The organism is Alcanivorax sp., assembly GCF_014762765.1.
Classification (GTDB): Bacteria; Pseudomonadota; Gammaproteobacteria; order Pseudomonadales; family Alcanivoracaceae; genus Alcanivorax.
Genome location: NZ_JABURH010000086.1, coordinates 1 through 19,553 on the forward strand (window position 1 = coordinate 1; position 19,553 = coordinate 19,553).

The following is a 19,553-nucleotide window of genomic DNA, read 5'->3' on the forward strand; positions in this document are numbered from 1 at the left end:
CCTCTGTGGTAAAAGCCTGTCACATGGTATGGGTAGGACGGTCGGATTCCAGGGAGCCGGCCAGATGGTTTTCGATGGTGACCCGGGCAGTGTCGTCCTGGTCGGAGAACTGCACGCCGATACCGGCACTGCGATTGCCCTGAGCGCCTTTCGGGGTAATCCAGACCACCTTGCCGGCCACCGGGATCTTGTCCGGCTCATCCATGATGTTGAGCAACAGGAAGATTTCCTCACCCAGCTTGTATTGCTTGTCGGTGGGAATGAACAGGCCGCCATTGGTGATGAAGGGCATGTAAGCGGAATACAGTACCGCCTTGTCCTTGATGGAAAGCGACAGGATGCCGCTGCGGCCGCCAGGCATTTTCATAGGGGGTGCCTCGTGTGACATACCGGCTGTTCCCATAGCTCTGAGCGGCCTGGCACAACCAGTAAGACTTTATTATTAATAGCGTAAAGATTAGAGGGCTGCCGCCGCAGCGTCAACGCCCACCAGCACCAGCAGCCACTGTTCGTAGAGCAGGTCCTTGTTGGGGTTGGCCCCGGACATCAATGCCCGTCGCCCTTCCAGTACCCGCTGGGCTGCGCGCAGCAGGCGCGCCGGCGGAACCGCCCGGGACAACCGGGACAGCAAGGGCGCCAGTGACGGGTCCGCGCTCTGCTGCCCGGAATAGGCCTGATTCAGGCAGCGGGACAGCCAGCCATAAATCACCCCGGACATTTCCGTTGGGTCATGCCTGGACAACATCGGTGAGGCCTGGGCAACGGACTGGCGCCCTTCCGCCACCGACACCAACACTTCCAGCAAACGGGCCCTATCAGCAAACCATTCTGCCTGTTCCAGCGCCAGAGCCCGCAGAGGCGCACCCTGAGCCGCATCCAGCAACGAGCGGGCGCTCTCCCCTACCTGGCTCTGCAACCAGTCCAGCGCCTGCTCCTGGGGCGGCAGCGGCAGGATACGCTGCTGACAGCGGCTGCGAATTGTCGGCAGCAACAACGTCGGCTGATCGCAGACCAGCAACAGCAGCGTTTGCCCACCGGGCTCTTCAAGGGTCTTGAGCAGGGCATTCTGGGCATTGCGGTTGAGCGCTTCTGCTGGCGCGACAATCGCCACACGGTAACCACTGTACTGGGCGGTACGGGTGGCAAAGCCCACCAGCTTACGCACCTGATCGATTTTGATCGCCCGGCTCTTGTCTTCCGGGCTGAGCCGGTGCAGATCCGGGTGAGTGCCTGCCGTACTCAACTGGCAGCCTTGACACTGACCACAGGGCAGACCACCGGCAGGTTTGTCACAGAGCAATGTCTGCGCCAGGGACTCCGCCAGCCGCAACTTGCCGATACCTTTCGCGCCGGTGATCAGCAGCGCATGGGGAAGGCGCCCCTGCTGATGCTGATCCAGCAGCTGGGCCATAGTGTCCTGATGCCAGGGACACGGTACCTGGATACGGGCTCGGGTTACTTCCACGTGAGCATTTCCTCCAGCAGCGGCTGTAACTGGGCACGGACCTGATCCAGCGGACACGAGGCATCCAGCACACGAAAACGGTCCGGTTCGTTGCTGGCCCGTTCCTGGTAACACTGGCGAATCCGCTCGAAAAACGCCCGGTCTTCTTGTTCGATGCGGTCCAGCGCCGCCCGTTTACCGGCACGGGCCATTCCCACCTCCACCGGCACATCAAACAGCAACGTCATGTCTGGCCGGGTATCGCGGACCACCAACTGCTCCAGCCGGCCAATGGCGTCCCGATCAAGACCTCGCCCTGCCCCCTGATAGGCCCAGGTAGCATCCACAAAACGGTCACTCAACACCCAGTCGCCCCGCTCCAGAGCCGGGCGAATCTTTTCCGCCAGGTGCTGGGCCCGGGCGGCGAACACCAGCAGCAGCTCGGTGTCATCCGCCATTTTTTCATCGCTGGGCGCCAGCAGGACATTGCGAATGGATTCCGCCAGCGGGGTACCACCCGGCTCCCTCGTTACCAGCACGGTCTTACCCGCCTCGCGCAACCGGGTGGCAAGCCAATCCAGATTGCTGCTCTTGCCGGCCCCTTCGCCGCCTTCCAGCGTGATGAAACGGCCACTCACTGTGAGCCTCCCGGCGAAGAACGATAACCTTCGCGGCGGCGCAGCTGATAATCGCGCACGGCCTTCTGGTGCTGGGCCAGGGTTTTGGAAAAGTAGTGGCTGCCATCCCCCCGGGCAACGAAGTACAGGGATTCGGTTTCCGCCGGATTTACCGCCGCCAGAATCGCTTCCCGTCCGGGCATGGCGATGGGCGTGGGCGGCAACCCTGAAATCGTATAGGTGTTGTAGGGGGTGTGACGGCGCAGATCAGAGCGACGGATATTGCCGTTGTACGCCTCTCCCATGCCGTAGATCACAGTGGGGTCGGTCTGTAAACGCATGCCCCTGCGCAACCGGTTGGTGAAGACCCCGGCAATTTCCGGGCGCTCGTCCGGCACCCCGGTTTCCTTCTCAATGATGGACGCGAGGATCAAGGCTTCGTAGGGGCTATCGATGGGCAGGTCATCCGCTTTCTGTGACCAGGCCTCTTCCAGTACGCCTTCCTGCCGCTCCAGCGCCCGCCGCAGGATGGTCAGGTCAGAGGTGCCACGAGTATAAAAATAGGTTTCCGGTGCAAACCAGCCTTCCGGGTGCAAGTCCGGACGCCCCAGTTTTTCCATGATCTGCTCATCGGTAAGGCTGTCCAGGGTATGGGTCAGGCCTTCCTGGGCTGCCAGCCGCAGACGCAGTTCACGGAAATTCCAGCCTTCCACCAGGGTCAAACTGCGCTGAATCACTTCGCCGCGATCTATTTTTTCCAGCAGGCTTAGCAGGGAGTCACCGGGTCGCAGACGATATTCCCCCACATGCATACGCCCGTCCATGTCGGTCAGGCTGCTGTAGATACGGGCACCTAAACGGCGAAAATCCGCCTGGTAACCATCTCCCAGCAAGCCCTGTTTTTTCAACCCGTGCAGCACCTGGCTTAACCCCGAACCGCGTTGGACCTCGACGACACGTGGCTCTGTCAGCGGCAAGGGCTGATGCAGGTAACTACTGATCCAGGCTGTTACCAGAGGAACGGCCACCACCACCAGCACAACCAGCAGTCCGAAAATTCGAATTTGTTTACGCATGAGAGAAATTGTAGGGCCTGTTTTGCGGAATGAAATAAATTCTTTGCCAAAGCAGTAACGATAGCACTGCGGGTAACATAAGGCAGAAAGGAAAGCACAAACTGCTCAGAACCACTTTCTTCAAAGGGTGGCTATTTTGCCCCTGATTGTCTCACACAGATTGCCAGCGGGTTTACCGTGACAGGAAGAGCGCATCTGCAGAGTGCTGCAATTGCAGCACGGAATCCGGTACCGGCCACTGCCATTGCGCCAGTTTACGCACCGGGAGCACGCCGACAACACTGTTGCACAGAAACAGTCCCTGAGCATCGACAAGCTGTGACAGCGGCCGCAGATCACAAACCACCGTCTCTCCCCGCTCGATCAAGTGCTCACGGAGCCACTCACGCATCACCCCTGCCACACCAGCCCGGGCCGCCTGCAGGTCCGGCGTCCACCAATAGCCATCAAAGCGGGCAAACAGATTCATGGCCGTGGCTTCCAGGGGTTGGCGGCGAGGGCTGAGCAATAGCCCTTCGTGCCAGCCCTGGCGAGCTACCTCACGGCGGGCCTGTACCTGGGGAAGACGATTGAGATGCTTGAGCCCGGCCAGGGACTCCGGATGCAATGGCTCACCACATAAGCCCAGCACAAGGCCCTGCTCACGCAGCTGATTGGACCAGACGGGCAACGGCCCCGCCTGGCACAGCAAGGTTGGCTGCGGGTTCGAGGGAGGCAGATAACCACGCCCTCCAGGGCCCCGAGTGACAGTCAGTTTGACCACACCGGGTTTTCCATCCAGGGCAGCCACCCCCTCTTCAACAGCCGACAGATAACGGCTTTCCGGCAAGAATGGCAGGCCCAGCACCCGGGCACCGTGCTGCAAACGCCGAAGGTGCCAAGGCCAGAGTGGTAACACGCCATTCGCTGTCACCCTCAGGGTTTCAAACAGCCCATCGCCGTAGGCCAATCCTCGATCACGGGGATCAACCATCACACCTTCTTGAACAGCAGGGTTCCGTTGGTACCGCCGAAACCGAAGGAGTTGGACAGGGCGTAGTCGATATTCCGTTGCTGGGCCGTGTTGGCCACCAGATTCAGATCACAGCCTTCGTCCGGCTCATGCAGGTTGATGGTTGGCGGTGCGATGGAATCACGGATGGCAAGAATGGAGAAGATCGCCTCAACCGCACCGGCCGCACCCAGCAGGTGACCGATCATGGATTTGGTGGAACTCACCGCCAGCTTCTCGGCATGGTCGCCAAACAAGGACTTGATGGCGGCAATTTCGGCCACATCGCCCATCTGAGTGGAGGTGCCATGAGCGTTGATGTAATCCACTTCCTGTGGGGAAACCCCCGCATTGCGCAGGGCATTTTCCATGGCTTTCATGGCACCCACGCCACCTTCCGCCGGTGCGGTAATGTGATAGGCATCGTCGCTCATGCCGAAACCGGCCAGCTCTGCATAGATGGTAGCCCCACGAGCTTTGGCATGCTCGTAGTCTTCCAGCACCACCGCACCGGCACCATCAGCCAGCACAAAGCCATCACGGCCCTTGTCCCAGGGACGACTGGCGCCCTGTGGATCGTCATTGCGGGTCGACAGCGCTCGCGCTGCAGCAAAGCCACCCATGCCCAGCGGTGTAGAGCCTTTCTCGGCGCCACCGGCCACCATCACGTCCGCCTGCCCCAGCATGATCTGCTGGGCGGCAAACCCGATGTTATGGGTGCCGGTGGTGCAGGCAGTCACAGTGGCGAAGTTAGGCCCTTTCATGCCGTACATGATGGCCAGGTTGCCGGCAATCATGTTGATGATGGTGCCCGGCACAAAGAATGGCGACAGCTTGCGCGGGCCGGAATCCAGTAGCTTGCGGTGGTTGTCTTCAATATTGGTCAGGCCACCGATACCGGAGCCGAAAGCCGCACCGACCCGGTCACCATCTTCCTTGTCCATATCCAGACCGGCATCACGGATGGCCTGAATGGCCGCTACCAGACCATACTGAATAAAGACATCCATCTTGCGGGCATCTTTCGGAGACAGGTAATCGGCTATGTCGAATTCCGGTACCAGGCCGGCAAAACGCGTGGAAAAGGACTCGGTATCGAAATGTTCAATGTTCCGGATACCGCTCTTGCCCGCCTTGATACCTTCCCAGGTGGAAGCCACATCCGCTCCCAGCGGCGTCAACATTCCCAGACCTGTGATCACTACTCGCCGTGACGTCACCCGAATACCTCCCATCCTTTATTTTTGGGGTACTACCATTCTTTCTATGCGACAAGATTACTACAAAGCGCCGTTATGCTCGTCGCCGTTGTGTAAGCAAAATCAACATTGATCTCATGCCTGAACCCGAAAAGCGCCGTTCACCTTGCCTGAATATGATGACAACCGAACGACCTCTTCAGCAGCAACAAAAAAGCCGCAAGTTCATGGAACCTTGCGGCTTTCTTGATGCTGCGTCAGCAACTGAAATCAGCTGTGGGACTTGATGTAATCCACAGCGGACTGAACGGTGCTGATTTTCTCCGCTTCCTCGTCCGGAATTTCAGTTTCGAACTCTTCTTCCAGGGCCATCACCAGCTCAACGGTGTCCAGGGAGTCGGCACCCAGATCTTCAACGAAGGACGCTTCTGATTTTACGTCTTCCGGCTTAACACCCAGTTGTTCAACGATGATTTTCTGTACGCGTTCTTCGATGCTGCTCATGATCCTATAACTCTCCTGATTAATGGTGTGCTAGCACCTGTCAGCGGCTATTCTAGGTGAACGCTGTTTGCGCTTGCAACCCAACCGAGCCAGTGCCGTAAACTCAAGTTTTTCCAAATATTTTCTTCTGTAAAAACAGTACATTAGACCGCTTTTCCAGAAACCCTCCGGCGCCCTCTTTTTGGGCTATCCGGTAAACATGCCGCCATTGACATGCAAAGTAGTGCCGGTGACGTAACCGCCACCCTCACTGGCAAGCCAGCCAACAGCACTGGCAATTTCCCCCGGCTGCCCCAAACGGGCCAGCGGAATCCCTGCAAGAAGCGCGTCTTTCTGCGCTTGCGGCAGAGCCTCCGTCATGTCCGTCTGGATAAAGCCCGGCGCCACGGAATTCACAGTGATGTTACGTGAGCCAAGCTCCCGCGCCAATGCGCGGGTGAAACCTTCTACCCCGCCCTTGGCGGCGGCATAGTTCGCCTGGCCCGCGTTGCCCATGGTACCGACCACGGAACTGATATTGATAATGCGCCCCCAACGGGCCTTGGTCATACCTTTCAGACAGGCCTTGCTGACCCGATAGAGGGAATTGAGGTTGGTATCGATGACATCTTCCCACTCGTCATCTTTCATGCGCAGCATGATGTTGTCGCGGGTAATGCCCGCATTGTTCACCAATACCAGCGGTGCACCGAACTCGTCGTTGATGCTCTTCAGCGTGCTGGTCACGGATTCCTTGTCAGTCACGTTCAGCACCTTGCCGGCGCCATTGGCTCCCAGTGCATCACCGATGGCGGCAGCGCCCTTTTCCGAGGTGGCGGTACCAACCACGAAAAAACCGTCTGCGACCAGCTGTTCGGCGATGGCACGGCCGATGCCTCGGCTGGCGCCAGTGACCAGCGCGATTTTCTTTTCTGACATCCTTATTCTCCTTTCAGAGCAACCTCGAAGGCCTCTCCGGTTTCCAGCGGACGGGCGGCAATATCCCGGTCGATCCGTTTGATCAGACCACTGAGCACCTTGCCCGGCCCGCATTCATACACGTGGCTGACACCCTGCTCTTTCAGGGCCTGGATGGTTTCCACCCAGCGCACCGGCGAATATAGCTGACGGATCAGCGCCTCGCGGATCTGTTCCGGCGCGGTTTCCATGGCCACATCCACATTGTTGATGACGGGCATTTCCGCTGCATGAAAGCTGGTGGCGTTGAGGGTTTCTGCCAATTGATCCGCCGCCGGCTTCATCAGCGCACAATGTGACGGCACGCTGACCGGCAAAGGCATGGCACGTTTTGCGCCCGCTTCTTTGCAGGCAAAGATGGCACGCTCCACTGCTGCCGCAGAGCCGGCAATCACTACCTGCCCCGGTGCATTGAAGTTCACCGCTTCCACCACGTCACCTTCCGCAGCCTGTGCACAGGCTGCGCGGACCTGATCATCATCCAGACCCAACACCGCTGCCATCTTGCCTTCACCCTCGGCCACGGCCTGCTGCATCAGCTGGCCGCGGGTACGCACCAGACGTACCGCATCGCCCAGGGTCATCACACCCGCACAGGTCAGCGCGGTGTACTCGCCCAGGCTATGTCCCGCCAGGAAATCGGGGCGCGGGCCACCGCTCTGTTCCCACAGTCGCCACAGGGCAACACCGGCGGTGAGCAGCAGGGGCTGGGTGTTCTCAGTCTGGTTCAGGGCTTCCTGAGGGCCATCCTGGCAAAGGGCCCAGATATCCAGGCCAAGGGCGCCAGAGGCTTCCTGAAAGGTCTGCTTTACCGCCGGACGATCGGCAAAGTCAGCGAGCATGCCAAGGCTCTGCGAGCCCTGGCCGGGAAAAATAAAAGCGGTTTTGGACATTCACTATCCCCTTATTTGATCTGGTCGCAGTATGCCGACTTAGCGCTTTGCTGTCCGGCTCACCCTGCAACAAAGTATGAATGTGCTATTCGGCAGCGTCGTTGCCTGCTGGCGCCAGGGCATCGCGAATCAACGCTGGCACATTGCGGCGGGCTTCCAGTTCGGCCACTTCCAGGGCACTGGCGAACCCTTCCACGGTGGTGCCACCATGACTTTTCACCACCACCCCCCGCAGACCGACCAGGCTGGCACCGTTGTAACGGTCCGGGTCCATGCGCGACTTCAGGCCACGAAACACCGGCAGGGCCAGCAAGGCGGAAAGCTTGCGCAACCAGGAACGCTCCGCCTCTTCACGAATCATGTTCTTGAGCATCTTGGCCACGCCTTCCATGGTCTTCAGCGATACATTGCCCACGAAGCCGTCGCAGACCACCACGTCAGCTTCACCGGCAAAGATGCCGTCGCCCTCGATAAAGCCGGCATAATTAATGTTCGGGGCATCACGCAGCAGTCCGGCGGCCTCCTTGATCTGTTCATTGCCCTTGATGTCTTCCTCGCCGATGTTGAGCAGGGCCACTCTAGGGTGGCGCACGCCATCCACCGCATTGACCAGGGCCTGCCCCATCAGGGCAAACTGCAACAGGTGTTCGGGTTCGGAATCCACATTGGCGCCCAGATCCAGCATATGGCAATGGCCGGACACGGTGGGAATGGCAGTACAGATGGCCGGACGATCCACCCCGGGCAGGGTCTTGAGCACGAAGCGACTCACCGCCATCAGGGCACCGGTATTACCGGCACTGACCGCTGCCTGGGCGCGACCTTCCTTGACCATATTGATGGCCACACGCATGGAAGAGTCTTTCTTCTGGCGCATCGCTACGGCCACAGAATCATCCATGGCCACCAGTTCGCTGGCGGGCTGGACAGTGACGCGGGCATGGCCATCAAGACCAGCCTTCTTTATGGCATCTGCCAGCGGTTCAGGCTGACCGACGAGAATAATGTGCAGATGTTCCTGACGGGAAAGCATTGTTGCCACGGCGGGCACTGTCACGGCAAGACCGTGATCTCCCCCCATGGCATCCACCGCCAACGTCACAACCGACATGGGCTGTTTCCTTGTTATCAATTGAGCGGCGGCTATTCTGACAAATTTCCGCCCATGGAAACATGGTGACTTCTTATTCGCTTACAAAATGGCCACTTACAAAAAATCCTCCCGGAGGAGGATTTTCGTGGTGCCCAACAGGCACACAGCAAAACGGGAGCCCGAGGCTCCCGCGTCACTTATTCGTCGTCGGTTTCGACCTGACGAATCACCTGGCGGCCACGATACATGCCGTCCGGGGAAATATGGTGACGACGGTGAACTTCACCGGTGTTGGTATCTTCGGTCAGCGCGGCAGAAGTCAGCGCGTCGTGAGAACGGCGCATGCCGCGCTTGGAACGGGTTTTACGGTTCTTCTGAACAGCCATTTCGAACTCCTCGGGCGTTTATTCAGCCTGAATTTACTTGCCTTGACCTTTTAATTTGGCCAGCACGGCAAAAGGGTTATCCGCGTTTTCCTGTTTCTCAGGTTTACCGCTTTCGTGCGGTAAAGCTGTCGGGCAAGAGTCATGCAGTGCCACCAACGGCATGGCCAGCAACAATTCCTCTTCGAGCAGGTCGGTTAGCACCATGGGTTCATCACCGACCAGCCAGGGGTCCAGTCGCTCCGGCAACGCCTTGGCCTGATCCTCGTTCCATACCAGCGCCACATTAATGGTCGCCTGCACGTCACACGTCACTGGCTCCAGGCAGCGCTGGCATGGCAGCACCAACTTCGTGCTGACCTCGCCCTCGATACGCCGATGCCCCTCTTCATCACGACCGAACGCCAGTGATATTGCTACCGGCTGGTCCAGACTTTCGCGGTAATCCTGCAGGCGTGGCAGGTCTCCAACGGTAAGCTGGCCCTCAACGACGCGACCCTGATCCGCGTATTTGCGGGGATCGAGGAACTGTGGCAGTTGCCCTGAAAACATAAGCGCGCAATTCTAGGGCCGCAAGGCCCGCCTGTCAAAGTTAATGTGGCCAGCTAAATCGCTGACGCCAAAAGAGTTTTTCGTAACCGGGAAAAAGATTGCCAGGCAGAGTGCATAAATCAGGCCTGACGATACCATTTTACCCGTTTTATCGGCTCTCGGCCCTTCTTCCATCAAGGGAAAATCACTACACTCTGCCGCGCCAGAAGCGGAGATAATCATGACCGACACCCCTGCCCTGTTACTTGCCTCGTCCTCGCCTTTCCGCCGCCAGTTATTGGACAAGCTGGGACTGAAATTTATCCACCAGAGTCCGGATATCGATGAATCCCGGCTGGCGGGCGAAGCCCCGCTGGAACTGGTAATGCGCCTGGCCCGGGAAAAAGCCGAGGCCCTGGCCGGTGACCACCCGGATACCCTGATCATAGGCTCGGACCAGGTGGCGGTGATTGGAGATCAGGTGCTGGGAAAGCCCGGCTCCCGGGAAAAGGCCATTGAGCAGCTCAGTGCAGCCAGCGGCCAAAGGGTTACCTTTCTTACCGGCCTGTGCCTGCTTAATACCGCCACCGGACGAACCCAGGTGGCCTGCGACCCTTTCCATGTGCAATTTCGCACCCTTCGCCCGGAACAGATCGAGCGCTATGTAGACGCAGAACAACCTCTCAATTGCGCCGGCAGCTTCAAATCCGAGGGACTGGGCATTGTCCTGTTCAAGGCACTGGAAGGCCGCGACCCCAACACTCTGGTCGGCCTGCCATTGATTTTGCTGACGGAGTTCCTGGCAGCGGAAGGCATGTCCCTGCCCCTTTAAAGGAAGGAGCGCGGGTTCCGAAAGCGATTTCGCTTTCGGAACCCGGTTTTTCTAGCTAGTAGCTCTAACTATCTCAGCGAATTTCCGGCGCTGCTGACAGGCCCAGCTTGTTGGCGACACCTTCCCCGATGGACACACCAAAGCGACGAACAAACTCCTCAAAGGGAGAACGGCTTACACTGTAGTTCACCATCTCCTCCAGACCGACCACATCCCGAGCCACATTCCCGGGGCTCTTGAGACCATCCACCAGTCCCAGATCCATGGCCTTTTCACCGGTCCAGAACAGGCCCGAGAAGATCTCCGGGTGAGCATCCGCCTTCAGACGATCGCCGCGACCATTCTTCACTGCGGTAATAAACTGCTGGTGAATTTCATCCAGCATGGTCTGCATGTGCTTACGATCATCCGGTGTGATCGGGGAGAACGGATCCATCACCGCCTTGTTTTCACCGGCGGTGAGTACGCGACGCTCAACACCCAGCTTCTCCGCGGCTTCCTGAAAGCCGAAGCCGGCCATAATGACACCGATGGAACCCACGATGCTGGACGGGTCCGCATAGATTTCATCTGCGGCTGAAGCAATATAGTACGCTCCGGAAGCCCCCAGATCAGTGATCGCAGCGTAAACCTTCTTCTCAGGATATTCGGCGCGTAAACGCTTGATAGCGTCATACACCTGATTGGACTGAACAGGCGAGCCACCCGGGCTATTGATCTTGAGAACGATTGCCTTGGTATTTTCTGCCTCAAAAGCCCGTGTTAGCCCGGTAACAATCATGTCGGCACTGGCATCCTGGTCCGGGGCAATCACACCAGACACGTTGACAAAGCCCACATGATCCTCAGCCACCTTTATAGTGTCGCCAGCCTTGCCCGGCAGCATGATGAAAAGCAATACGAACAGGTAAACGAAAGTCAGGATCTTGAAGAAAATCCCCCAACGGCGGGATTTGCGATGCTCTTCCTGGGCCTGGCCCAGCAATTTCTCGATGAGTTTCCATTCACGCTCATTCCCGGGACGGGATGAAGGGGACTGATTTTCCATTTACAGACTCTCCGTAACCAGTTCGGTCCCTGCCAGCCCCAGCACGGGCAGCAGATGATGCAATCTATCAATGACAGCCAAAGGCTCACAAGGCAACAGCTTCTCTACCGGATGAGCGCCATAACTGACAGCCACACGGTCAACGCCGGCGGCCCGGGCCATATCCAGATCGAAGGTGGTATCACCCACTACAATAGCTCGTTGTGCCGGCACCGACATCTCATCAAGCAACTCCAACACCATGGCCGGGTGCGGCTTGGAGTGACTTTCGTCGGCACACCGGGACGCATGGAAGTAACGGTCCAACCCGGTATTGCCCCACACCCGCTGCAACCCCTTGCGACTTTTACCGGTGGCCACCGCCAGCTTCATCCCCGCTTCCCGCAGCCCGGTCAACAACGACTCGGCACCGGGATAGAGGGCGCTGGGGGTGGTCTCTGCCGCAATAAAGTGGAAGGCATAGCGCTCACGCATGGATTCGATTCCCCCAGCGTCCAGCACCGGGTAAAGGGTACCGATGGCCTCCGGCAAACCCAGCCCGATAATGCCGCGCACAGCTTCATCGGGCAGTGAAGGAAGGCCCAGATCTACCGCCGCCAGCTGCATACAGCTGACAATACGCCCGGTGGAATCCATCACCGTGCCATCCCAGTCAAAAATCACCAGATCATAGTTCACCGGGCACCTCGAAGGGTTTTCAGAATAGCCTCGAAATCTTCATCCAGCGGCGCGGTAATGGTCAGCTTCTTGCCGGTATTGGGATGAGGAAAGACCAGGGTTCGGGCATGCAAGCACAACCGTTTGTGACCGATACTGGCCAATAATGCGGCACCCTTGTCGGTGCCGTACTTGTCATCACCCAGCAAAGGGAACCCGCCAAACTGGCTATGAACACGAATCTGATGGGTTCGACCGGTCTCCAACGTGGCCTCCACTAACTGTGCGTCCGCCAGTCGCTCCAACATGCGAAAATGGGTAACAGACGCCTTTCCTTCCCGGGATACACGAACAATCCGCTCGTTGCCGTTCTGCATTTTCAGCAGTGGCGCCTCCATGGTGCGCTCCTTGCCCTTGAACCCCTGGCAGAGCAACCAGTAGCGTTTCTCTATCTGGCCAGCCTGCATCAGCCGCTGCAGCTTGCGCAGAAAGGCGCGCTTGCGGGCCACCATGATCAGGCCACTGGTATCCCGGTCCAGCCGGTGCACCAGCTCCATCTCTTTTTCCTCAGGGTGAATCACCCGCAAGGCTTCAATCAGCCCCAGACTCACCCCACTGCCGCCATGCACTGCCAGCCCGGCGGGCTTGTTGAAGATGAAAAGCTGGTCATCCTCGTAAACACAGGCCCGACTGAGGCGCTCGGTGAGCCCGCTGCTGACCACCGGCGGCGCTTCGGATTCGCTGGTACGAATCGGCGGAATCCGCACCACATCCCCCGTTGCCAGCCGGGTGGTCTGTTTGGCACGCCCTTTATTCACCCGCACTTCCCCGGAACGGATAATCCGGTAGACACGGGACTTGGGCACCCCTTTGAGGTGGGTGAAGAGGAAATTGTCCAGGCGTTGACCGTGACGGCCTTCGTCGATGGTCACGAAGCTGACACGATCCGCTGCGGGGGTCTCGTCTGACATGGCGGCGATTCTATAGAAAAGAGCAATGAATAGTTAATAGTGAATAATGAATAGCTGCACGAATGCCGCGCATAACCACCTGAAAGCAACGAAACCGCACCGAATAAAACTATAAACCTATGATCTTTTATAGCTTTTAACTATTAATTATTAATTATTCACTATTCACTGCACTGTTCCTATCTGATTGATCCCCTTTGGCTTTTGCTGCTATAGTCAAGCGTCGACCTGAATATAGGCGACGGCGACGCGCAGCGAACATTCGCCGTCCGGCCCGCTCCGGCATAGCCGAGAAGACAGAGCCCGCCTCAGGTCTACAACAAAGCGTTATCGCCCATTCGCAGATTGCAGTGTGGGCAAACGCTGCAGATGAACCCATTTAAACAGCGTCCGATGACGGACCCTGAACATTAACGATGGTGGCTGCAGCGCCGGTCAAACGACCTGGAAAACAGACAGACAAGAGTTTACACATTGCTGTGTGACGCTAACCACGGCAATAGCGTGAAGCATTACAGACTGGCCCATTGCCAGTACGATTACGCACTAAACATTGCACACAACTCGGAGAGCCGCTGACTCAGGCACAATCATCACCCAGGAAAGCGATTAAACACGCCCCGCGTGCGCCCTGCCCGTGACAAGCCTGCCAGCACTCCCCCTGGTCTGCTACCGGTTACATTCCGGCCCTGCCACATGCCACCACAACCTTGTGGTAGCACCATGAAACGTATGCTTATTAACGCCACTCACCCTGAAGAGGTTCGGGTGGCACTGGTCGACGGCCAACGGCTGTATGACCTGGATATCGAACACAGAACCCGTGAACAGAAAAAAGCCAACATCTATAAAGGCAAGATCACCCGGGTGGAACCGTCCCTGGAAGCCGCGTTTGTAGATTTCGGCGCCGAGCGTCACGGTTTTCTTCCCCTCAAGGAAATTTCTCGCCAGTACTTCCAGAAAGACCCGAAAGACATCCAGGGTCGTATCAACATCAAGGAAGTGATCAAGGAAGGTCAGGAAGTCATCATCCAGGTAGCCAAGGAAGAACGTGGCAACAAGGGCGCCGCCCTCACCACCTTCATCAGCCTGGCCGGTCGTTATCTGGTATTGATGCCCAACAACCCCCGTGCCGGTGGCATTTCCCGCCGCATTGAGGGGGAAGAACGCCAGCAGCTCAAGGAAGCCCTGGGCGCGCTGACCATCCCCGATGAAATGGGTGTGATCGTGCGTACCGCCGGGCTGGGCCGCAGCGCCGAGGAACTGCAGTGGGACCTGAACTACCTGCTGAAGTTGTGGAATTCCATCGACGATGCCTCCAAGGATCGCAAGGCGCCCTTCCTGATCTATCAGGAATCCAACGTCATCATCCGTGCCATCCGCGACTACCTGCGCAAGGACATCGGCGAAGTCCTGATCGATTCCAAAAAAGTCTACGACGAGGCCCAGGGCTTCGTGCAGCAGGTGATGCAGGACTTCCAGCACAAGATCAAACTGTACAGCGACGAAACCCCGCTGTTCTCACGCTTCCAGATCGAGTCCCAGATCGAGACCGCCTTTGAGCGCGAAGTGAAGCTACCTTCCGGTGGCTCCATTGTTATCGATCCCACCGAAGCGCTGGTGTCCATCGACATCAACTCCTCCCGTGCCACCAAGGGCGCGGACATCGAGGAAACCGCCCTGAACACCAACCTGGAAGCGGCGGATGAAATCGCCCGCCAGTTGCGGTTGCGTGATATCGGCGGCCTGATCGTGGTGGACTTCATCGACATGGGCCCGGCCCGCAACCAGCGGGATGTGGAAAATCGCATGCGCGATGCCTTGGAAGCCGACCGCGCTCGCATCCAGCTGGGGCGCATTTCCCGATTCGGTCTGCTCGAGCTGTCCCGTCAGCGGCTGCGCCCGAGCCTGGGGGAAACCTCCAGCATCGTCTGCCCGCGCTGTAACGGTCAGGGCCATATCCGTGATGTGAAATCCCTGGCTCTGAGCATCCTGCGCCTCATCGAAGAAGAGGTAATGAAAGAGCGCACTGGCGAGATCCAGGCCCAGGTGCCGGTGGCTGTAGCCACCTACCTGCTCAACGAAAAACGCGAACCCCTGCGCGCCATCGAAGATGCGCACAATGTTCGTGTGGTCATCATTCCCAACCAGAATCTGGAAACCCCGCATTTCGAGGTAGAACGGATTCGTGATGACCAGACCATCGCCCAGCCCAGCCATGAACTGGAACTGCTGGAAGGGAACAAGGATGCGGATATCGCCTCCGCCCAGGACACCGAAATCAAGACCCAGGAGCCGGCCGTCAAACTGATGGCGCCGGACACCGCCCCGCCACCGCCGAAACCGGCTCCGGCACCCGCGGCTACCACGACAGAGAATCTGGGCATCCTGGCCCGTTTCTTCACCTGGCTGGCGCAGATCTTTACCAGCGAGCCCAAGCAGCCCAAGGCCAAGAAACCCCAGCCCCAGGGCAAGGGTAGCCCGCGCCAGCAGAACACCCGCGGTGGTCGCGGCGGCAACAACCGCAACCGTAACGACAACCGTAACAAGCAGGACGCCAGCAAGAGTGGCGGCAAGGGTGGCGATAACGATAATCGCAACCCGCGCAACAAACGCCAGAACGACAAGGACGGTGGCAATCGCAAGAGCGACAACCGCCAGTCCGACAATCGTGGCGACAACCGTTCTGCAGAGCGCTCCGGCGACAACAAGGACGACAACCGCAACGAGCGTCGCGGCCGTAACGACAATCGTCGTAACCGCAACGACAACCGTGGCGGCGACAACCGTAACGACGGTCGCAACGACAACAAGGGCGACAAGAGCGATGGCGGCAACAAGCCACGTAACAAGAAGCCCCAGCAGCAGGACAACACCGAAGGCAACAGCGACAGCAAGGGTCCCAAGGCGCCCCGTCGCAACGAGGCCAAGGATGACCGTCCGCTGCGCGAACGTCAGCGTCCGGCAAAATCCGCCGCCAATGGCGACAAGCCCGCTGGCGAGCAGAAGGCCCAGCCGGCCCGCAACGTAAAGCAGGACGACAAGCCACAATCGACTCGCGCCCCTGCCCAGCCAACGGTGATGGACAACGAAGGCCATCCGCCGGCGAAGCTGGTTCCGGCACAGGAACCGACTGCTGGTGAGCAGCCTCAGGCAGCCACCAAGGTTGAGAAAACCGAGAAAGCTCAGACTGAAAGCGCTGCCAAGCCGGCACAGCCGCAGGAAACTGCCAAAGTCGAAAAGGTAGAGAAAGACGCCAAGGCGCAAACAGCAGATCAGCCTGCCGCCCCGGCCCCGGTTGCGGAAAAGCCGCAAGCGCCGAAAGCAGAGCCGCAACCCGAGCAGCAGGCAAACGAAGAGCCGCCAGTAAACGCTCAGGCGGAACCTCAAGCTGAAGCGCCCGAGAAGCGGGAAGAAAAACCGGCAGCGCCAGCGCCTGCTGCAGAGAAACCCGCCCAGGAAACTGACGCTCACCAGGCCGAAACACCGAAAGCCGACGAGCCCAAAGCCGAGCAGCCCGCAGCTGCACCGCAACCGGCCGCAGCCAAGGCACCTGAGCAACCTGAGCCGCAGCAAACGCAGGATACGGCCAAGGCAGACGCTCCAACCAAGGCGCCAGCTGCAGAAGCCCCAGCTCCGGCTCAAGCGGAAGACAAGCCGGCCGCCAGCGCACCGGTGGCAGAAGAAAGCGCCGCCGAGGGTGATGCCTCGGCCCGAGCGAGCAATGATCCGCGTCAACCGGGCTACCAGCGCACTGCGCCGGCTCCCCGTGAAGCGGAAAAGCCAAAAGAGGCCCCGAAGCCGGAAGCCAATGAACTACCGAGCCGGGCCACTGAGGTGAAAGCGGTACGCGCCGAAGCCAAACCCGCCGCTGCAGAAATGGGCCGGGCCAGCAACGACCCGCGCCAGCGCCGCCGGCAGCAACAGGCAGAAGCGGCAGCCGCCGCCAAAGCCGCTGAAGAGGACGCTTCCTCAGAATCCTGAGGTAAGCCGACACTTCACCCATAAAAAAAGCCCCGCTCATTGAGCGGGGCTTTTTTATGGGTGCAACACCCGCGGCTTCCAAGACGTAGGGTGCACTGAGCCTAAGGCGAACTGCACCGATCCGGCGTTTGAATGGTGCAGTTCGCCTTAGGCTCAGTGCACCCTACGCAATCTGTGACGGTGGTGAGAAATTCAGCGCTCGGCGTTCCGTTGCAGAAGGGCTGCCAGCAGCCGCACCTTTCGCGTGCAAGCACGCTCCTACAGCGGAGCGGAATTGCGCGTTTCTACGGTAGCAGGATGGGTTCCTGCTCAAGGCTGACACCGAAACGTTCCCACACATCCCGACGCACCGCAGAGGCCAGTGCCAGCACATCTTCACTGGTGGCACCACCGTGGTTGACCAGCACCAGGGCCTGCTCGCTGTGCATGCCCACAGGGCCAAGTCGACGCCCTTTCCAGCCAGCCTGTTCGATCAGCCAGCCGGCGGCCAGCTTGATGCCCTCGGGCTGCTCATAGCCCACCAGACCCGGGAAGCTCTTTTTCAGTTGCCCCGCCTTGTCGATGCTCACCACCGGGTTTTTGAAAAAACTGCCGGCATTGGCCAGCACCGCCGGGTCTGGCAGCTTACTCTGGCGCACGGCGATCACCCGCTCGCGTACCGCCGCCGGCAATACATCTCCGGCAGGCAAATGCCCAAAGAGCTCCTTCAGAGGCCCATAACTCACATTACAGGCCGGCACCTTGTTAAGGCGCAACTCGATACCGGTAATCACATAGCGGCCCCGGTCGCGGCTTTTGAAGCGGCTGTCCCGATAGGCAAATTCACAGTCTTCGGCAGCAAAGTGAGTCACCCGGCCGGTGGCCACTTCCATTACTGTGACCTGCTCCAGCACCTGGGACAGCTCCACCCCATAGGCACCGATATTCTGGAATGGCGCCGCCCCCGCAGTACCGGGAATCAACGACAGGTTCTCCAGTCCCTGCCAGCCCTGCTCCACCGTCCAGGCCACCAGATCATCCCAGTGCACCCCGGCCCCCGCGGCGACCCAGACGAACTGCGCGTCCTCTTTCACCCGGGCCATACCGTCCATGGCCGGACACAGAGTAATACCGGGCAAATCGTCATTGATAACCAGATTGCTGCCCTCGCCGATCACCTGCAACGGCTCGGCCGGGTCACGTTCGGCCAGCACCTGTTCGAGGGCATCCAGGGTAGCCGGCCTGGCCAGTCGTTGGGCACGGGCAGGCAGGCGCAGGGTATTGAGTGCGCTCAGATCCGCATCCGTTTCCACTAACGGTGGCTGGAGCTGGCTCATAGGCGCTCTCGCAGTGCATCCAGCAGTCCGTCGGCACCGCCTTCAATCAAATCCAGCACCCGGTCAAAGCCGTCCTCGCCACCATAGTAGGGGTCTGGCACCTCGCTCACAGCAGCCCCGCTGGCGTAATCCAGAAAGCGCCCGAGCGTGACAGTGACATCCGCCGGCTGCATGGCCTGCAGATCCGACAGGTTGGCATTGTCCATGGCCAGCACCACGTCAAACTCGTAGAAATCCTGCGGGCTCACCTGACGAGCGCGCAGGGAATCCATCTGGTAGCCTCGACGAGCCGCCGCTTCCCGGGTTCGTGGGTCCGGGGCTCGGCCGATATGCCAGTCACCGGTACCGGCGCTGTCGATAAGGATTTGCTCTTCCAGCCCGGCGGCTATCACCCGCTCACGGAAAACCGCTTCAGCGGTAGGCGAACGACAGATATTACCGAGACAGACAAAGAGTACGGATACTGTCATGCCTGCCCTCCCAGTTGCACACGCAGGCGCTCCAGGTCCGCCTGGGTATCAACCCCACCCGGCACTGCCTCAATGGCCGGCGCCACATGAATAGCCACCCCATTGGCCATGGCCCGAAGCTGCTCCAGAGATTCCAGTTGCTCCAGTGTGGCCGGCGGCCATTGCACATACTGGTGCAAAAAAGACACCCGATAGGCATAAATACCGATATGCCGCCACCATTGGCCACCGCTGATATCCCGCCCCCCATCGGCAAAGGCATCGCGATGCCAGGGAATCGGCGCCCGGGAAAAATACAGCGCTCGACCATCATCATCGAACACCACTTTCACCACATTGGGATTGAACAGATGATCGGCATCTTCGATAGGTTCACACAGGGTGGCCATCTGACAGGCTGGATTGGCAGCCAGGTTAGCAGCCACCTGGTTGATCACCGACGGCGGAATCAGTGGCTCATCACCCTGCACATTGACAATGATATCGTCATCGGCCAATTCCAGCTTGGCGGCCACTTCCTGAAGACGGTCGGTACCGGAAGGGTGATCCTCCCGGGTCATCACCACCGGAACCTGCCCCTCCAGAGC

The 19,553-nt window shown here is 59.1% G+C and carries 20 protein-coding genes; 2 read left to right on the plus strand and 18 right to left on the minus strand.

Annotated elements, in window-relative coordinates:
* Window positions 1-19: 19 nt before the first annotated feature.
* The 12 genes from HUJ17_RS03975 to HUJ17_RS04030 all read right to left on the minus strand — a co-directional run bounded on the left by HUJ17_RS03975 (window position 20) and on the right by HUJ17_RS04030 (window position 9,709).
* Window positions 20-367 carry a PilZ domain-containing protein gene (locus tag HUJ17_RS03975; RefSeq protein ID WP_062816575.1) on the minus strand — a complete coding sequence of 116 codons (348 nt, stop codon included), beginning with the start codon at window positions 365-367 and terminating at the stop codon, window positions 20-22.
* A 90-nt stretch (window positions 368-457) separates the two neighbouring features.
* A complete protein-coding gene (locus HUJ17_RS03980) occupies window positions 458-1,465 on the minus strand; it encodes a DNA polymerase III subunit delta' (RefSeq protein ID WP_290509454.1) in 1,008 nt (335 codons plus the stop codon).
* Window positions 1,456-2,082, minus strand: coding sequence for a dTMP kinase (gene tmk, locus HUJ17_RS03985; protein ID WP_290509455.1), 627 nt, complete (start codon window positions 2,080-2,082; stop codon window positions 1,456-1,458). The genes HUJ17_RS03980 and tmk overlap by 10 nt, the downstream gene beginning before the upstream one ends.
* Entirely contained in the window at window positions 2,079-3,137 is a 1,059-nt protein-coding gene (gene mltG, locus HUJ17_RS03990; protein ID WP_290509456.1) for an endolytic transglycosylase MltG, read from the minus strand. Before mltG ends, tmk begins: the two co-directional genes overlap by 4 nt.
* A gap of 172 nt (window positions 3,138-3,309) precedes the next feature.
* Window positions 3,310-4,110 (minus strand): aminodeoxychorismate lyase, encoded by an 801-nt coding sequence (gene pabC / locus HUJ17_RS03995; protein WP_290509457.1) that lies wholly within the window; start codon window positions 4,108-4,110, stop codon window positions 3,310-3,312.
* Complete coding sequence (fabF, locus tag HUJ17_RS04000; protein ID WP_290509458.1) at window positions 4,110-5,348, minus strand: beta-ketoacyl-ACP synthase II; 1,239 nt, start codon at window positions 5,346-5,348, stop codon at window positions 4,110-4,112. Before fabF ends, pabC begins: the two co-directional genes overlap by 1 nt.
* A gap of 249 nt (window positions 5,349-5,597) precedes the next feature.
* Window positions 5,598-5,831 carry an acyl carrier protein gene (gene acpP / locus HUJ17_RS04005; RefSeq protein ID WP_290509459.1) on the minus strand — a complete coding sequence of 78 codons (234 nt, stop codon included), beginning with the start codon at window positions 5,829-5,831 and terminating at the stop codon, window positions 5,598-5,600.
* A gap of 186 nt (window positions 5,832-6,017) precedes the next feature.
* A complete protein-coding gene (gene fabG, locus HUJ17_RS04010) occupies window positions 6,018-6,749 on the minus strand; it encodes a 3-oxoacyl-ACP reductase FabG (protein WP_290509460.1) in 732 nt (243 codons plus the stop codon).
* A gap of 2 nt (window positions 6,750-6,751) precedes the next feature.
* Window positions 6,752-7,681 carry an ACP S-malonyltransferase gene (gene fabD / locus HUJ17_RS04015; RefSeq protein WP_290509461.1) on the minus strand — a complete coding sequence of 310 codons (930 nt, stop codon included), beginning with the start codon at window positions 7,679-7,681 and terminating at the stop codon, window positions 6,752-6,754.
* 85 nt (window positions 7,682-7,766) lie between these two features.
* Entirely contained in the window at window positions 7,767-8,792 is a 1,026-nt protein-coding gene (plsX, locus tag HUJ17_RS04020; RefSeq protein WP_290509462.1) for a phosphate acyltransferase PlsX, read from the minus strand.
* Between the two features lie 179 nt (window positions 8,793-8,971).
* Complete coding sequence (rpmF, locus tag HUJ17_RS04025; RefSeq protein ID WP_035247326.1) at window positions 8,972-9,160, minus strand: 50S ribosomal protein L32; 189 nt, start codon at window positions 9,158-9,160, stop codon at window positions 8,972-8,974.
* A 33-nt stretch (window positions 9,161-9,193) separates the two neighbouring features.
* Window positions 9,194-9,709, minus strand: coding sequence for a YceD family protein (locus HUJ17_RS04030; RefSeq protein WP_290509463.1), 516 nt, complete (start codon window positions 9,707-9,709; stop codon window positions 9,194-9,196).
* Between the two features lie 220 nt (window positions 9,710-9,929).
* Between HUJ17_RS04030 and HUJ17_RS04035 the strand changes: the two genes are divergently transcribed.
* Complete coding sequence (locus tag HUJ17_RS04035; protein WP_290509464.1) at window positions 9,930-10,520, plus strand: nucleoside triphosphate pyrophosphatase; 591 nt, start codon at window positions 9,930-9,932, stop codon at window positions 10,518-10,520.
* 73 nt (window positions 10,521-10,593) lie between these two features.
* Here the strand turns inward: HUJ17_RS04035 and sppA are convergent, their stop codons facing one another.
* From sppA to HUJ17_RS04050, 3 genes are read right to left on the minus strand one after another with little or no spacing between them, the layout of a single operon-like run.
* Window positions 10,594-11,568 (minus strand): signal peptide peptidase SppA, encoded by a 975-nt coding sequence (gene sppA, locus HUJ17_RS04040; RefSeq protein WP_290509465.1) that lies wholly within the window; start codon window positions 11,566-11,568, stop codon window positions 10,594-10,596.
* Window positions 11,569-12,246 (minus strand): HAD-IA family hydrolase, encoded by a 678-nt coding sequence (locus tag HUJ17_RS04045; protein WP_290509466.1) that lies wholly within the window; start codon window positions 12,244-12,246, stop codon window positions 11,569-11,571.
* Window positions 12,243-13,196 (minus strand): RluA family pseudouridine synthase, encoded by a 954-nt coding sequence (locus tag HUJ17_RS04050; protein WP_290509467.1) that lies wholly within the window; start codon window positions 13,194-13,196, stop codon window positions 12,243-12,245. Before HUJ17_RS04050 ends, HUJ17_RS04045 begins: the two co-directional genes overlap by 4 nt.
* Before the next feature lie 723 nt (window positions 13,197-13,919).
* Here HUJ17_RS04050 and rne point away from each other — a divergent pair.
* The gene (gene rne / locus HUJ17_RS04055) at window positions 13,920-17,180 is read left to right on the plus strand and encodes a ribonuclease E (RefSeq protein ID WP_290509468.1); all 3,261 of its coding nucleotides are present in this window, start codon (window positions 13,920-13,922) and stop codon (window positions 17,178-17,180) included.
* A 284-nt stretch (window positions 17,181-17,464) separates the two neighbouring features.
* On the opposite strand, the gene murB is transcribed toward rne, so the two are convergent.
* The 3 genes from murB to kdsB form a co-directional block, all read right to left on the minus strand.
* Window positions 17,465-18,496, minus strand: a complete 1,032-nt coding sequence (gene murB / locus HUJ17_RS04060) for a UDP-N-acetylmuramate dehydrogenase (protein WP_290509469.1) — start codon at window positions 18,494-18,496, stop codon at window positions 17,465-17,467.
* Window positions 18,493-18,966, minus strand: coding sequence for a low molecular weight protein-tyrosine-phosphatase (locus tag HUJ17_RS04065; RefSeq protein WP_290509470.1), 474 nt, complete (start codon window positions 18,964-18,966; stop codon window positions 18,493-18,495). Before HUJ17_RS04065 ends, murB begins: the two co-directional genes overlap by 4 nt.
* On the minus strand, window positions 18,963-19,553 hold a 591-nt coding region (gene kdsB / locus HUJ17_RS04070; protein WP_290509471.1), incomplete at its 5' end, for a 3-deoxy-manno-octulosonate cytidylyltransferase. The genes kdsB and HUJ17_RS04065, both read right to left, overlap by 4 nt.